17 protein-coding genes and 1 tRNA gene are annotated in these 14068 nt (G+C 51.6%); 1 reads left to right on the top strand and 17 read right to left on the bottom strand.

The genetic code is table 11. The features are described 5' to 3' along the window. Positions 1 to 12 precede the first annotated feature (12 nt). The 15 genes from ALFI_RS01000 to ALFI_RS00925 all read right to left on the bottom strand — a co-directional run bounded on the left by ALFI_RS01000 (position 13) and on the right by ALFI_RS00925 (position 10482). Positions 13 to 1761 (bottom strand): DNA cytosine methyltransferase, encoded by a 1749-nt coding sequence (locus tag ALFI_RS01000; protein ID WP_014774411.1) that lies wholly within the window; start codon positions 1759 to 1761, stop codon positions 13 to 15. A 94-nt stretch (positions 1762 to 1855) separates the two neighbouring features. Next, on the bottom strand, positions 1856 to 2143 hold the full coding sequence (locus tag ALFI_RS00995) for a hypothetical protein (protein WP_229100573.1): 288 nt from the start codon (positions 2141 to 2143) through the stop codon (positions 1856 to 1858). Beyond that, positions 2121 to 2342, bottom strand: coding sequence for a hypothetical protein (locus ALFI_RS00990; protein WP_014774409.1), 222 nt, complete (start codon positions 2340 to 2342; stop codon positions 2121 to 2123). Before ALFI_RS00990 ends, ALFI_RS00995 begins: the two co-directional genes overlap by 23 nt. Next, positions 2329 to 2856, bottom strand: a complete 528-nt coding sequence (locus tag ALFI_RS00985; RefSeq protein ID WP_014774408.1) for a hypothetical protein — start codon at positions 2854 to 2856, stop codon at positions 2329 to 2331. Before ALFI_RS00985 ends, ALFI_RS00990 begins: the two co-directional genes overlap by 14 nt. Positions 2857 to 2872: 16 nt before the next feature. Beyond that, a complete protein-coding gene (locus ALFI_RS00980) occupies positions 2873 to 3370 on the bottom strand; it encodes a hypothetical protein (protein ID WP_237959213.1) in 498 nt (165 codons plus the stop codon). A 127-nt stretch (positions 3371 to 3497) separates the two neighbouring features. Beyond that, a complete protein-coding gene (locus ALFI_RS00975) occupies positions 3498 to 4043 on the bottom strand; it encodes an LPD29 domain-containing protein (protein WP_014774407.1) in 546 nt (181 codons plus the stop codon). 37 nt (positions 4044 to 4080) lie between these two features. Then, positions 4081 to 4413: a hypothetical protein gene (locus tag ALFI_RS00970; protein ID WP_014774406.1), complete on the bottom strand. Its 333-nt coding sequence runs from the start codon at positions 4411 to 4413 to the stop codon at positions 4081 to 4083. Positions 4414 to 5198: 785 nt separating this feature from the next. Then, positions 5199 to 6242, bottom strand: coding sequence for an ArdC family protein (locus ALFI_RS00965; RefSeq protein WP_155835618.1), 1044 nt, complete (start codon positions 6240 to 6242; stop codon positions 5199 to 5201). A 545-nt stretch (positions 6243 to 6787) separates the two neighbouring features. After that, positions 6788 to 7057 (bottom strand): Txe/YoeB family addiction module toxin, encoded by a 270-nt coding sequence (locus ALFI_RS00960; protein WP_014774404.1) that lies wholly within the window; start codon positions 7055 to 7057, stop codon positions 6788 to 6790. Continuing rightward, on the bottom strand, positions 7048 to 7308 hold the full coding sequence (locus tag ALFI_RS00955) for a type II toxin-antitoxin system Phd/YefM family antitoxin (protein WP_014774403.1): 261 nt from the start codon (positions 7306 to 7308) through the stop codon (positions 7048 to 7050). The genes ALFI_RS00960 and ALFI_RS00955 overlap by 10 nt, the downstream gene beginning before the upstream one ends. A 289-nt stretch (positions 7309 to 7597) precedes the next feature. Beyond that, positions 7598 to 7798, bottom strand: coding sequence for a DUF6722 family protein (locus ALFI_RS00950; RefSeq protein WP_014774402.1), 201 nt, complete (start codon positions 7796 to 7798; stop codon positions 7598 to 7600). 83 nt (positions 7799 to 7881) lie between these two features. Further along, entirely contained in the window at positions 7882 to 8211 is a 330-nt protein-coding gene (locus ALFI_RS00945) for a single-stranded DNA-binding protein (protein ID WP_155835617.1), read from the bottom strand. Positions 8212 to 8285: 74 nt separating this feature from the next. Then, positions 8286 to 8558, bottom strand: a complete 273-nt coding sequence (locus tag ALFI_RS00940) for a hypothetical protein (protein WP_014774400.1) — start codon at positions 8556 to 8558, stop codon at positions 8286 to 8288. A gap of 213 nt (positions 8559 to 8771) precedes the next feature. Beyond that, positions 8772 to 9062 carry a hypothetical protein gene (locus ALFI_RS00930; protein WP_014774398.1) on the bottom strand — a complete coding sequence of 97 codons (291 nt, stop codon included), beginning with the start codon at positions 9060 to 9062 and terminating at the stop codon, positions 8772 to 8774. A 1054-nt stretch (positions 9063 to 10116) separates the two neighbouring features. Further along, positions 10117 to 10482, bottom strand: a complete 366-nt coding sequence (locus ALFI_RS00925; protein WP_014774396.1) for an SH3 beta-barrel fold-containing protein — start codon at positions 10480 to 10482, stop codon at positions 10117 to 10119. 618 nt (positions 10483 to 11100) lie between these two features. On the opposite strand from ALFI_RS00925, the gene ALFI_RS00920 reads away from it, so the two are divergent. Next, positions 11101 to 11174, top strand: a tRNA-Arg gene (locus ALFI_RS00920). A gap of 665 nt (positions 11175 to 11839) precedes the next feature. Here ALFI_RS00920 and ALFI_RS00915 read toward each other — a convergent pair. Further along, positions 11840 to 13117, bottom strand: a complete 1278-nt coding sequence (locus ALFI_RS00915; protein WP_014774395.1) for a phage integrase SAM-like domain-containing protein — start codon at positions 13115 to 13117, stop codon at positions 11840 to 11842. 513 nt (positions 13118 to 13630) lie between these two features. Continuing rightward, positions 13631 to 14014: a response regulator gene (locus ALFI_RS00910; RefSeq protein ID WP_014774394.1), complete on the bottom strand. Its 384-nt coding sequence runs from the start codon at positions 14012 to 14014 to the stop codon at positions 13631 to 13633. Between the last annotated feature and the right edge of the window lie 54 nt (positions 14015 to 14068).

Genomic DNA, 14068 nt, shown 5'->3' with positions numbered 1-14068 from the left:
AGAAAACAAATTTTACGCCGCAAAGCGCTGCGGCACGATGTTCAACTCGTAAAGTTTCGCCACCAGCGCCTCGCAGAGAACCCGCGCCATGTTCACTTCGACGGCGTTGCCGATAAATTTTTTCTGCTCTTCCTGCGTGCCGATCAGTACGTAGTTCTCCGGGAAGCCCATGATCCGCTTCAGTTCCGGGATACGAAGCATCCGCATCCGGATGTCCACCAGTCCGTACAGCGCCATGAACTCCTTTATCTGCACCAGCATCGGCGTATCTTCCGGGTAAATCTCGTAAACCAACGTTTCGTCCTCCAGCCTGATGAACGAGGGCAGCGCCTCGCCGTCCGCTACGGCCGTCACCAGCCGCGGAGGCCGCTTGTCCATCCGGGCAATCAGCGTGAAACACGGCCGATCGGTAGCGGCACCCGCCGAGGCGAACTGCGGGTTCATCAGGTATTGCCATTTGCGGTTGGCAGTCGCGGTCTGGGCCGGAGCATCGAGCGAACTGCCGACGTTGCTGAAGTTGGTGTTCATGATCCACGGCGTGACGAGCCGCTGCTTCGGGTTCGTCATGACGGCCGGAGCCGGGCCGTCCGTTCCTGACGTCTGGCCGCCGCCGGAATAGTAGTTGGCGAAGAACGGACGCACCAGTTGAAAACGGTCTTTCGTCGTAACCGTCGGTGACGGCCGCTCGATCGACGAGTTGAACCCGTTGCCGTAGTAGGCCGAGACGAAGGCGTGGTGATCGCGGCAGGTGATCGCGCCCGCGGGCGCATCGACGGCTGTGCATTTCCCCTCCGGAGACCCGCCGAAGTGCTTGCAGAGGTAGTACACCTTGGCTACGCCGAGGCGGTTCTGCGTCGCCACGGTCGGGCACGGTTCGTCGATGCCGGGTGCAACATACTTCCCGGAGTGGTTCATCGAGTTGTATTTGACGAGGAACGCTTCGCGCCCGCCGGCGAGGAACTTCACCAGCCCCGCGTGGATGCGGGCAAGCGATGCCTCGACCAGCGGCCGCTTCCGGTCGAAGATCGACTCGCCCTCGTCCTCAAGGTCGAGGACTTCCCGGACTGGCCGCCACTTGCGAAGCTGCTGACCGAACAGGTCGCCCTGTGCCGGGTTCTTGGTGTGAGTCGGTTTCGGAAAGACGATCGGAAGGCCGCGGCGGGCGAAGATCCCGAAGAACCGCCGGCGGGAAGTGTACGCCCCGAAGTCGGCGGCGTTCAGGATGCGGTGGCCGAAGTCGTACCCGTAGCCCCGCACGTTGTCGATCCATTTCCGGTACAGTCGCCCGGCATCCCTGCTGACGGGCTTGCCCCGCTCGTCCAGATCACCCCACGACATAAACTCCTCCACGTTCTCGATCTGGATGTAATCGGGGTTCAGCGCCTCGATGTAGCGGAACAGGTGTTCGGCCAGCGTGCGGCTATCAGCGTCGCGCGGAAGGCCGCCTTTGGCCCGCGAGAAGTTCGTACACTCCAGCGAGGCCCAGAGGACGACGAAGGCATCCGGATACTGGCGGCGCATCCGGGCCGCATGGGCCGCGAGTGGCCCCAACTCCAGCGTACGGATGTCCTCCGTGTAGTGCAGCGCATCGGGGTGGTTGGCAGCGTGCGAAGCGATGGCGTTGGCGTCGTGGTTCACGCAGGCGATCACCTTGGCGCAAGGATCTCCGCCGTGCCGCGCAAGGTGTACCCCGGTCGAGGTGCCGCCCGCACCGCAGAAAAGGTCGATGTACAAAAGTCGGATTTTATCGTTTGAATTCATTGGGATAGCTTTTTTTAAACAGGAGAAATCGGCAGCCCGGCCGTGATGGCCGGGCTGCCGTGTTGAATAGTGAAGGGAAGAAAAACAAAAATCGTTACCGTCCGGACTCCTTGATTTTGATTTCATAGTTGACAAACTCCCCGACCCGGCTATGGCCATACATGAGTTCCAGAAAATGCTCCACACTTTCAAAGGTGACTTTAATTCCATGCATGTCGCAATAATAACGGCCTTGCGTACTCTCATACAATTTCCATCGGGCAAAATTCCAATCTTCGATCGTATACCAAAATCCGTCGTGTGTTATAACAATCGTTCGCATAGTAAAAAATAGCGGCTGACCTGTACGCCGCAAGGTGTCAGTAGTTGATGATTTCGCCATTGCCGATCGTGATTTCCCGAAGGACGCAATCGACGGTGATCCGCCGCCCGTCGATGTCGATCTGCCAGCCTTCGCAGAGGTTCCGAGACCAGACCAGACGGGTCGTATCCATTTGCAGGCCGTAGTAGATCCGGCGGCCTTCGCGGAACGTGAAGTTATGCCGCCGGATCTTCGTCGTGATGGTCTTAACGATGTCCATACCGGTAGTTTTGTGCGACGTAGCGCAAGGTGAAACTCTTGACCGCCCTATACCACGACTGCGGCGTCTCGATCGAGCGGTTCATATACTCCTTACAGCTATACTTGCCGTTGGCCGAAAGCGCCATGTACTCCTTGAGCTCACCCGTGATCCGCGTCCGAAACAGGTAGAACCACTCCCATTCGCAACACAGGGCGAGCTTGTCGGCATAGCACAACCGCGAGGGCCGAGCATCGTCCCGTCGGGAGTGGAACCGGGAATGATGCCGCGTGAACTCTTCCCAGCGTCGGCCGAAGATCCGCATGATCCGAGCCCCCAGCTCGACATGCGTTTCGCCTTCCGGGCCGTCCATGTTCGGCTTGCCCAGATAGCCCCAGTCATGGACGATAAACGCAACCCAGAGCCGGGGATCAGCCGGGAATCCGTACAACCGCCACCAAGCGATGAAGACCAGAAAAGGATGGATAAAGATGTTATGTGCTCCGAACAGGAGGCTTTTCGTACCTACTTTCATAATTTGCAGAATTTAATTACAACGACATGACGGCCGCCAGTTGGGCCTGACGGTATTTCGGGAAGATCCAGCCGGCGACCTTGCGGCCCTGATAAGTCAGACTGGAGTTGCGCTTGGCCTTGATACGCTCCAGAACCAACACATCGGAAGGTTCGTCGGTAAAGATGGCCAGGGCCTTCGCTGAATAGTCTACGACAAGAGCCCCGCGATGCAAACGCCGCTGGGCGATAGCTGCTTCCTCGCGGCGCTGCTTCTCGGCGGCCGCCGCACGGGCAATGACCTCTTCGACCTGTTCGGCCGCCAAGAAGGTCGGGTAAGCGAGATCCGCGAAGAATCCGCTGGCCGACTCGTGTTCATCGAAGATGAAATGCGTGCGGAAGTTCCGGAGCGACTTGAGCCCGATCAGCGTGTAGGTATAGCCGGCATGCTCGTCGAACATGATTTCGGTGACGATGCACTTCTCACAAAGAGAGTCCCCAAGCATGAAGCGTTCGACCACCTGGTGCAATGTCACGACCTGTCTGGACGTGTCGTAAACGATGCCTTTCGTTAATAATGCTACCTGTGCCATAATCGTTTGATTTAGGGAGCGGGACGTCGCCCGCTCCGGTTTTCGAATCGTAAAATAATCTCTGCCTTACCTACGCAAAACTCATTTTGTTGAATAAATTACGGGCTATCGAATCGGCTGAAACCCAGCACAACCCGCGAGTAGCCTCAAATAATTCGACACTGGCACACATTTCGCCAGGACTAAAAAGCTCTTCGCGCCGTACGTTTCTACCGTCGGCCAGATCCGGAGCGATCTCTACCGCTTTGCAACACAGATCGGCACGTACACGATCGCTCATATCTCGGCGAATCAGCACAAACTTTGCACCGCCAAAAATTCGGGTGAATTCCGTTGGACGGTAATCGTAATAATCGGTCATAGCATCGCATTGACTCGAATCATAGGCGTATTTATTAGCGATCGCCTCGACCTCTTCAACCTTTGGCCCGTCTTCATATGATACTGTTATCTCATCACCTCCGGAAAAAGATTTATAACGAACCGAGAATGTAATTTGCGGAAATACGGCCCGCAATTCGCGGCGCAGATTCTCCGCGGCACTCTTCGGGTACGGTTTCAGGTCAGGATACCGGGCAATCATTTGTTTTGCTGCATTGTTAGAATCGTTTTTCATAGCTGTAATTTTTTAAGAATTTGAATTATGCGGCATATTACCAGGATATTATACCATATCTTTTTTTCAGCAACCTACGGGCTGCTTGTGTTCCTTCGTTATCCGGGTGTCCTCTGGCCACACTCAAGAGGGCTTCCAATTTCGTTTCATGCGGCGGGATTATCTCGCCCGATTTCACCAAATTGTTATATTCGTCTATGGCGGCTTTGCGTAGCTTGCTGTATTCAATAATTGCAGCCTCCGCCTCTTTCTCGAATCTTTTTTGCCCCCGAGCCGTTAAGCGCATGTTTCGCCATTTGTCATCCATGTACCCACTTATCGGAGACCTCAGCCCTCGTTGCCCTAAATAATCATCCAGTGATATTTCCATAGCATTAAAATTTTAAATGTTTGTATTTGCGCTCCGCTGGGGCTTCGCTCCCCGCCATCCGCCGACCACATCGAGCGGAGCTGGTTAATACGTCAAAGAACTTGTTGTCGAAAACTCGCTAACATCCTCGTCACGCCCTTTATCCTTTCTATCGAACTATCATTTTCTCGAAGGTTTGCCGGGCTGTGATTTCCCTGCCGACGGATGTTTTCAAGATTTCAAAGAACGAGGGTCATCCCCTTACACGTTGCCTTCAGAGCCTTTCTGATACTCGTATGGGACGCTGACATTTTGTAATGAACATGGAGCGGCCGCCCGCTCCTCTGGAATGGGCATAGGCGGCCGCTCTCTACCGCTGAACCGGCGCAAGGGTTCCGGGAAATATTTTTGAAAAAATTTCTTCAGAGTGCCCCGGCCTGCCGGGGTAAATTTTTTCATCATAAACACAGCTCCCGAAGGGACGCCTAAGAAAATATTTCACGGGTTCATTGCCCGGCAAAATGCAGGGTCACTACTTTGTATCAGAATGGCCTGAAGGCAACGTGTAAGGGGTGACCCTTCAGGTCGCAGAAAGCTTGAATTCTGACAGAGGCCGGGTAAAACCACAGCCCGGTCAGACCCAGAGAGAAAATACCGCTCTCCCTCGCAACGCGAGGGGTGCACTGCCGCGACGTGGAGAAAAGCGCGACTTGCAACGCCCTGCAAGTCGTGCTTTTTAGGAGCGATCAAGGCGCCGGCGAACGCCGGCGCCGAAAGAAAGCCCGCGACAAAAGGGGCCGAAGCCCCTATGCCCCATTCTCGGCCGGAGCCGTATCGAAAAGCCTCATGCACAGCTCTTCTTCGAAGAAGCGAACGACCTGCTGCACGTCGCTCAATACCGAGAAGATAAAGGCCGGTTTCTCGCGCAGCTCCCTCAGCCAAGCCTTCAGGTAAGCTACGTTCTCGGCCCGAATGCCGCTCGACACGCCCAGGCCGAGGCCAACCAGGGCCGCCGAGAACTCTGCGACCAACTCCTCGCGGCCGTAAGCCGCCGTCGACGGCTCGCCCAAATGGCGGTCGAGACGGCCCGCCGAGCCGGTCGAGTGGGCCATTTCGTGCAGCATGGTCGAGTAGAAGGCTTCCAGGTCGTGAAACTGCTCCTGGCGCGGCAGGACGATCCTATCGTCACAGGGAGAGTAGAAGGCTGCATCTCCCGACTTCTGGAGGATCGGGCAGACCCACGACTGCGCGGCAAGCAGCCGCTCAAGTACGGGGTGCACGCTCCCCGACGGACGTGGCGTCATCGACTGACGCTCCAGGAGCTTCTGCCACTGTTCCGGGAAGCGCTCCTCGAAATCCGTCTGATCGAGGTTCAGAACCGGATAATAGCGTAAACTGAAGCGCAGTACATACTCGGCGCGGGCGCTTTCGGGCAAGGCGTTGTATTCCTCGACCGTAAGATACCGGCGCTGACCGTCGGTCGGATTATTCGCCTGGTAAAAAGGTTTCCAGAATACCACCGGGAACTGTTTGGAGCCCTTCCTGACCGTCAGGCCGCGTTCTTTGGCCTGACGAAAGGTCAGGAATACCGGAGTCCGGTAACCCTTGACTTCCGTAAGCATGAGCAGCGTCAAAAGGTTCGTGCCGGCATACCTCTTACCCGTGATGTTGCAGGGAAGGAGGCCCTGGCCGTAGAACCACGGCTTTTGCCACGTTTGAGTCATGGATTCGATTTTCAAGACCAGCAGCTCGGCGATGTGCGCCGAGACCTTTTCGAGAACCTGTGAATGTCCCATTGATTTGTTGCAGACTTTATACTCCTGCGCCGGAGCTTTACACTGCCGAAACACTCGGAACAGCGATGCGGCTACCAGCCGGTCGCGGAGACTGCACCATAGGCAAGGACACGCAAGGAAATATTTACCGACGGCGCAGCCGGAGGGCGCTGCGCGCGGATCAATATTTCCGCAGCGTGCACGCGGGCGGCCTCGGCATGATGCCGAGGCCGATCCTTGCCGCTGTCTCCGCGACTTCGGCTAACTTTGCGTCGTGTTGTGAGTGAGGCGACCGCTCTCCCCCGGCCGCCGAGTTCGCTTGTCGAGCGACGGCGGACGCGAGCGGGCCGGGCGGCATCGTCGCCCGGAGGCGCGAGTTCAGGGGGCGCATGGCCGCGCATGGGGATCACAGATCCGCGCGGCGACATAGCCGGGGATCCGGCAGCCGGCTATGGCCGGTTCCGCTTCCACCCGAATATTATTCCCCGTATAATAATAAATAATATCAGCATCCGCAAACTCCGTGAGAACCGCGCCCCCAAGGCGCGGCGCGAAAACAAGCGTCCCGGCTGGTTAGAACCAGCCGGGACGCGATGTTGATGAGTGAAGGGAAGAAAATATTACTTACTGTAATGATAACGCATCGAGAGGATATAGACCTCGATCATTTCATCGTGCACCGAGTAAACGATGCGATGTTCAGTATTGATACGCCGAGACCACTTCCCGGCCAGATCATACTTCAGGGGTTCTGGCTTACCGATACCGGTGAACGGATGTTCCGCTATATCCGCCAGTAATGCGGATATACGATTCATAATCGCCTTGTTGCCGCTTTTCTTCCAAAAAGCGATGTCCGCCTGCGCTTGTTCCGAAAAGACTATTTCCATATATCTTCAGGAGCGATAACCTTTCCTTTGCCGTCGCGGATCTCCTGCTCGGCAGCTTTGATACGCTTCACATTCTCGGGGGATTTCATAAGATACTCGGTTTCCTTGATGGAGTTATATTCATCCAAAGACATCAACACGACCCCGGCTCCCCCGCCGCGGTTAATGATAACCGTATCCGAATCCTCGATAACAGAATCTATATAGGTTTTGAGATTCTGCCTTAAATCGGAATAGTTTGCTGTTCTCATTGCTCAACTTTATATTTTGTACCTAAATACGTACAAATATACGTACTTATTGTGTCATATGCAAATTTCTAACCGAAATAATATTCTATCAGGCTCCCAGCAACCGCGCCCCCAAGGCGCGGCGCGAAAAACAAGCGTCCCGGCTGGTTAGAACCAGCCGGGACGCGATGTTGATAGGTGAAGGGAAGAAATTACAAGAGCCATTTCTTTCCCTTATCTGTCTTACTCCAAATTAATATTGCCACTGCAAAAGCAATAATAAAAATAAAAATCCAAAATGCCGCCATACTTATTCCTCCTGTGTTTTATTTGCTTCTTTCTGCCGAAGTAACCCCAAGCCAATAAACAAGCAACTCAATGTCGCCCCGATCCCTCCGACATAAACAAGCCATCGCGAATTCTCTATATCATTAATTAAGGCCCCAACGACAACTGCCGTTAGAAGATATTTGGCAATATCCATGAACCATTTACCCAATTCCTTTCTCATAGGTGCAAATATAGCAAATTTTTCACCGAAATAGATAGACTGTGAAAACATCGACGGCGCAATGGCCGTCGATGTTCGTAAGGTCAGACCTGAAAACTCGTCACCCGGTAGAGAATCCTCGATCGCAGTTGGTTATTCTTATCAATCCACGCTTCTACCTTGCCTTCGGCTTCGATATAAATGAATCGCCCTTTGGTCAGCAGTTTCAGAAGCCCCTCGGCAGAACTTTCCGGGCCGACGTAGATTTCGCACTCCGCCCACAGAGCAACCGTTGCCGGATTCCCCTGCTCGTCCGTTTCACCCGTCTTGCGTTCGGCATACGCGACACTGAATGATACGAATTTGTGACCGCCGTCGCCCTCGCGGCATACGGCATCCCGGCCGATGTTGCCGACAATAGTAGTTTGTTTCATCTGAAAAATTACGATTGGCCTGTACATCGTGAGGTTCTGCGAGGCACTGCGCCTCTAATTTACGATAATTTCAATTACTTTTCAAGTTTGAGTTCATCAAGGCCCACCGGGAACCAATAGCAATCAATATCGAGATACACACACCGATTGCCAAGAGTAGGTTTGCAGAAGCCGAGAACCCGATGGCCCGGAAATTTCACGCCGTATTGGTTCGTGAAAGTCACCTTGTCACCGACTTTGAGAGTCGAGGTAATCCCGGCTTCCTCGGGGGTATTGACCACCTCGTGCGGGTGGCGGATTCGCCATTTTGCAAAATCCGCGGCGTGTTGTTGGTTGAAATTTGACATAGAGGCGAAATTATTTAAGTTTCAAACGTTTGTTGCGCATCTCATTGAGTTCCTTGGCGCATTTTTCAGCGGCTTCCTTACTACATTCGAGCGATGCCATAGATTTGTCATATCCGTCTATGACAGCGTAATAGCCGTTATAAAGAGGTTTAATGTAAAATTCGTTGGTAGTGTGTCGTTTAATCATAATTGGCGGATTATAATTGATTGAAATTAACAGTCAGGCACTACGCAATAATGATCGTCGAGCACCTCATTAAGTTGACATTTGGTATAAACTGCGACCAAAAGGACCATATTCAACGGATATGCGGGATGATTTTCAAATCGATCGATAACTTTTTGCATCCATTGTTTCGCGGCTTTCCGATTCGAAAATTTCACCGAGAACCACCTCGATTCCCAAGTGTCTCTTTGCTTAAAAAGACAGATATCTACTACATATCCATCCGGGGTAAAGATCATTTTCGCAATGCGCTCAAAAAAAATTCTGATTGCTTTCATAGTTGTATTGTTTTAGTATTAAATTGTTTGTTGCCGTTTTGCTAACATCCTCGTCACGCCCTTTATCCTTTCTATCGAACAACTTCATTTTCTCGAAGGTTCGCCAGGCTGCGGGTTGCCGGACGATGGATGTTTTCAAGATTTCAAAGAACGAGGGATCATCCCCTTACACGTTGCCTTCATAGCCTTTCTGATACTGGTTCCGATCGGTGCGATTTTGTAATAAACACGATCTGCCGCCCGTTCCTTTGGAATGGGCATAGGCGGCAGATCAATACCTATAAACCGGCACAACAAGGGTTCTGACAATTATTTTTGAAAAAATTACTTCAGGGTGCCCCGGCAAAGCCGGGGTTAATTTTTTCACCCGAAGGGCCGCAGGAAAATAATTGGCAGGTTCATTGGCCGGCAAAATCCGCCGATCGACCTTTGTATCAGATATGGCCTGAAGGCAACGTGTAAGGGGTGAGACCGCAAGTGGCGAAATCCTGAAAACAGCAGGAGTCCCTAAACCCGCAGCATGGTCGGACCCAGAGAGAAAATACCGCTCTCCCGAGCGTAGCGAGGGGTGCCCTGCCGCGACGTGGAGAAACGGGGGACTTGCAACGACCTGCAAGTCGCACGTTTTAGGAGCGACCAATGCCCCGCACGCGGGGCATGGTATGACATACGAGCAAAAAGAGGGAGTATCTGAAATGGAATATTTCCGCACCATGCCCACGGGCGGACGAAGCGCTCCAGTTGCGGTCGATCCTTGCCGCTGTCGGCGCGAATTCGGCTAACTTTGCGTCCTGTTGTGAGTGAGGCGACCGCTCTCTCCCGGACGGCAAGGGAGCTTGCCGGACGAAGCCGGACGCAAGCGGGCCCCGGCGGCATCCTCGCCGGGCGGCGCCAGTTCAGGAAGGGGAGTCGGATCGCCCCGATGGCAGGCGAAGGCTGCCGGGCAGCCGGCGGCCGTATCGACGCAGTATTCTTTGTGATGAATCGTAAATTTTTCCCTTGCTGGTGAACGGAACAGAAAAAAGCCCCGGAGTGAAAACTCCGGGGCGACGAGTTACGGAAGCTCGTGAACCGTGATGAAATTCTCTGGACAGAAGCAACGCCAGGCATTCCGCTCAAGGTCGAAGTAATGCACACAGTCGTTTGTCGAACGGCTGCGAGATTTACTTCCGGCCCGGTACTCTTCCGGCAGACAGGGCTTCAGTGTCCCGAAAGCCTCCCGGAATGTCCCGTCCTGTTTGCGGTAACTGAACCTCACGGCCCGGGTACGCAACTGGATCAGGAGATTATCCAGTTCGTCCGTTTGCTGTAAGGCTTCATTGACGGCGTTTTCGACATCCAACCGCAAGGGCCAATACGTTAAATTGTACTTGTCACGCAATTTCTTCGTGAGAATCCGAATTAAACGCTCGTTATCCATAACTTGTTTGCAGACTTTATCCTCCTGCGCCGGAGTTCTAATGCTGCCGAAACGCTCGGGACAGCGATGCGAGCGCAGCCGGTCGCGGAGACATCAGGTAGGAGCCGGAAGAAAAATTTGCCGACGGCTCGCCGACGGGCGAAGCGGACAAATTATTTGCACCGGACGCTTGTGCGGCAGGCTCCTGCGGCCTGTCGTCCGTACCGTTGTCACCGCGACTTCGGCTATCTTTGCGTCCTGTTGTGAGTGAGCTCTACCGCTCTCCCCCGGACGATGAGCGAGCCTGTCGAGTGAAGGCGTCCGCGAGCTGGGCCCGGCGGCATGGTCGCCGAGCTGCGCGAGTTCAGGGGGCTCGAATGCCGTGCATCGGGATCGTAGATCCGCACGGCGATATGGCCGATGATCCGCCGGCAGCCGGCTATGGATGGAACCGATTGATTCCGTAATATCAATATTATTGAAAAAGCCCCGGAGGTTTGCTCCGGGCCTGATGTTGAATTGTGAAGGGAAGAAATTAACAGTATAAGTCGATCTGCTGCTATTTTTTGTGATTAATCACAAAGAATAAGTTTGCAGTTGCATTGAAATTTCTTAATTTTGCAGCGTTTATTAAACGATGGTCTCGTAGCTCAGTTGGATAGAGCAGCAGATTTCTAATCTGCCGGCCGCGCGTTCGAGCCGCGCCGAGATCACTTCACGACGGGCGATTTTCATGCTATATGAAGATCGCTCTCTTTTTTCTGACAACGTACAAATATGGGGTAGAGGGGTGTTTTCGGCAGTTTTTTATTTCTTTGTGATTAATCACAAGGAAATAGGATTTGCAGAAACCATTTCCTTTCCGTACATTTGCTTTGAAGGGAAGAGATTATCTTCAGTTGAGAATAACTCTTCATTGTAACCCGGACTTCGGTCTGGGTTTTCTTTTTTTGCCAATAATTTTTTGGACAAAAAAGTAACTTCCGCAACCATTTTTGGGGATCGAAAATTTGTGTCTCAATTTTTTTGGACAAAAAAGTAACTCGTGTTGGAGTCAATTTTGAGCTCTTCCCTTCACTTTTCAACAATTTCCCGTAATATTAGCCAAATTTCGCCCAATATTGAGGTTACAATGAGCAACAAAACCTTTCTCCTCGCGCGCGCGAGTAACTTTTGTTGGCCTATTCATCAGTTGTTATATAATTTATCAGGTTGTATAGTGAATTTATCAAAGATAAATTCTTTGATAAATAGATATAAGGTATCCGTGGACAAAAAAGTAACTTCCAAACCCTACTTTTGGACAAAAAAGTAACTTGTTTTGGACAAAAAAGTAACTTCAAGACCGCCATTTTCTCATTTTTGGACAAAAAAGTAACTATTTATCGGGCCATTTTAAGAGTGCAAGTACTTTTGTATGGGCTTCCCATATTACAGACCAATCCTTCTCAATATACATATCGGTTACTCGCATCTTCAGATCAACGTGGTTAAGTGCTTCATGGACAGTTGCCTTCTCAATCTTCAGCAATCGTGATCGGGCAATCGTGGCCCAGGCATGGCGTGCTGCATAATATTGCAGCGCCGGCAACCCCAATTCGACAGCGATCATCTGCAACCCCTTATTTATCGCCTTATTCAGAGCATCCGGATTAGAATACTCGAGATAGAATCTGAATATTCGTTTTTTGAAGGGGTCTTTGTACTTGGCCATCAACGGTGCAATCATCGGCTCAATTTTCACTCGCATTTCGGCCCGATCCGCTCGCCTGGTGCATGTTTTTTTGCGGTGATAGATTAGTACACCGTCTTCAATGTCTTGGCAAGTGTACAAATCAACGGAATTCATACCTATCAGTCCAAAAGACATGATGAAACAATCTTTCGCCAAATTATATCGTTTTGCTCCTGTTACCGTATCCGGTCTATAAGGCAGATCGATTATTCGCTGTAATGTTTCCAATGAAATAGCGCGTTTGGCTGGTACATGCTCCGGTAACTTTATTTTCGAGAACGGAGCTCGCGTGATTGGAATAAACCCATAATCTTCATCATTGTATTTCAATTTTGCACGGTTATACATGGCCTTCATATTCGCAATATATAATGAGATTGCCCGTGACTTTTGTGCATCTTTCAGCTTACTCGGGGTTTTCCGATTAGATCCCCGTTGTGAAGGCTCATGCTCGATGAAAGCCATAAATTCGCTGATCAAGCGAGATGTGATGTGCATTATATCGAATGAATCGGTCCCGATAAACCGTTGGAAGGCATTCAAGGCGGCAATATAATTTCGCCGAGTTCCTGGTGACAGGGTATCAGCCTGCTCCCTCCAAAATTTGCAAAAGTCCAAATGGAAATCTTCGGAACCGGCTAATTTCACATCGAGAACATGCACCAGGTCATCGACCGACATCCGATTAATCGTAAATCCCAATTCTCGGCATATTTTTCGACAATCAGCACACAGGTCCTCGCACAATCCGAGAAGTTCTTTGTCGGTAATTTCGAGGTTCGGGGTAACATACTTCGCCTCGACATAGTAGGGTGTACTGATTTTGCGCGATATTCGATTATGGGTAACACGTAATTTCACATTATACGTGCCGTCTTTACGCAGATGATTTTTGAATACACAAGTCTTAAAAGTAGCCATCTCTTAAAAATTTTGAGTCATTTTTGGACAACATTTGGGCAAATAATAGCCTATTTTTCGACCCTTTTTAAGAAATCGCACCAGATCAGAAGACTGCGCTATATACAAAAAGCACACTTTGTGAATCTTATAATACGCTAAATGTGAAGTAAATATAGAGATATAAACCCTTGCCCGGGTGTAAATCTATGAAGGCCGGAGCCCATAGTTTAGAAGGCTGTTGCTCTATCCAACTGAGCTACGAGACCATGTCGATTTTCGGGTGCAAAAGTACGAAATTCCGAAGTATCTACAAATTTATTTCGTGTTTTCTTGTTTTATCTGCATCGGACGGCCGGCGTTTTATTCCGGACCGGGCGTCTGCGGAAGCGCCGCTGAGCCTTGTAAAAACAAGCCGGACGGTCTGTCCGGCTTGTTTTGAGTCTAGTGCGGGGCGCCTGTTTTCGGGGCCGGCCGCTGGAGACGGTGTGGGTGTGAAGCGGATTTGCGACGGCTGTTCCCGGACTTTCTCTGTTATTTGTTCAGGTATTTGTCCAGATACATTTTCAGTTCGCGCGGCATGACGGGTTTGGTGATGAATCCGTTGCATCCGGCTTCCTCGGCAGTGCGGCGGTCGGTGTCGAAGGCATAGGCCGTTTGCATGATCACGGGCAGTTCGGCCGTGTAGCGGCGAATCTCCTTCAGCGCCTCGATGCCGTCCATGACGGGCATTTTGATGTCCATCAGTATTGCGTCGGGCTTGTGCTCCATGGCAAAATCGACAGCCTCCCTGCCATTCTTGGCCCATAGCAGATCGTACTCTTTTTTGAGTATTATTTCCAGAAACTTGTAGTTGCTCTCGACATCTTCCGCTATCAGAATCAAGGGTTTCCGTACGTCGGGATTGTTGTCTGTCATTGTGTTTGTTGTTGGGATGTGTGCAAATATAGAAAATAATTCCTGAATTTAAGA

This window comes from Alistipes finegoldii DSM 17242, assembly GCF_000265365.1.
GTDB lineage: Bacteria > Bacteroidota > Bacteroidia > Bacteroidales > Rikenellaceae > Alistipes > Alistipes finegoldii.
The sequence above is the reverse complement of the archived record's forward strand: the minus strand, read 5'-3'. Positions and strand labels throughout refer to the sequence as shown.

What these genes read in the sequence shown, in the direction of transcription:
- ALFI_RS01000 (WP_014774411.1), bottom strand. Translation starts at nt 1,761, where the DNA reads ATGAATTCAAACGATAAAATCCGACTTTTGTACATCGACCTTTTCTGC.
- ALFI_RS00995 (WP_229100573.1), bottom strand. Translation starts at nt 2,143, where the DNA reads ATGGCGAAATCATCAACTACTGACACCTTGCGGCGTACAGGTCAGCCG.
- ALFI_RS00990 (WP_014774409.1), bottom strand. Translation starts at nt 2,342, where the DNA reads ATGGACATCGTTAAGACCATCACGACGAAGATCCGGCGGCATAACTTC.
- ALFI_RS00985 (WP_014774408.1), bottom strand. Translation starts at nt 2,856, where the DNA reads ATGAAAGTAGGTACGAAAAGCCTCCTGTTCGGAGCACATAACATCTTT.
- ALFI_RS00975 (WP_014774407.1), bottom strand. Translation starts at nt 4,043, where the DNA reads ATGAAAAACGATTCTAACAATGCAGCAAAACAAATGATTGCCCGGTAT.
- ALFI_RS00970 (WP_014774406.1), bottom strand. Translation starts at nt 4,413, where the DNA reads ATGGAAATATCACTGGATGATTATTTAGGGCAACGAGGGCTGAGGTCT.
- ALFI_RS00960 (WP_014774404.1), bottom strand. Translation starts at nt 7,057, where the DNA reads ATGGAAATAGTCTTTTCGGAACAAGCGCAGGCGGACATCGCTTTTTGG.
- ALFI_RS00955 (WP_014774403.1), bottom strand. Translation starts at nt 7,308, where the DNA reads ATGAGAACAGCAAACTATTCCGATTTAAGGCAGAATCTCAAAACCTAT.
- ALFI_RS00950 (WP_014774402.1), bottom strand. Translation starts at nt 7,798, where the DNA reads ATGAGAAAGGAATTGGGTAAATGGTTCATGGATATTGCCAAATATCTT.
- ALFI_RS00945 (WP_155835617.1), bottom strand. Translation starts at nt 8,211, where the DNA reads ATGAAACAAACTACTATTGTCGGCAACATCGGCCGGGATGCCGTATGC.
- ALFI_RS00940 (WP_014774400.1), bottom strand. Translation starts at nt 8,558, where the DNA reads ATGTCAAATTTCAACCAACAACACGCCGCGGATTTTGCAAAATGGCGA.
- ALFI_RS00930 (WP_014774398.1), bottom strand. Translation starts at nt 9,062, where the DNA reads ATGAAAGCAATCAGAATTTTTTTTGAGCGCATTGCGAAAATGATCTTT.
- ALFI_RS00925 (WP_014774396.1), bottom strand. Translation starts at nt 10,482, where the DNA reads ATGGATAACGAGCGTTTAATTCGGATTCTCACGAAGAAATTGCGTGAC.
- ALFI_RS00915 (WP_014774395.1), bottom strand. Translation starts at nt 13,117, where the DNA reads ATGGCTACTTTTAAGACTTGTGTATTCAAAAATCATCTGCGTAAAGAC.
- ALFI_RS00910 (WP_014774394.1), bottom strand. Translation starts at nt 14,014, where the DNA reads ATGACAGACAACAATCCCGACGTACGGAAACCCTTGATTCTGATAGCG.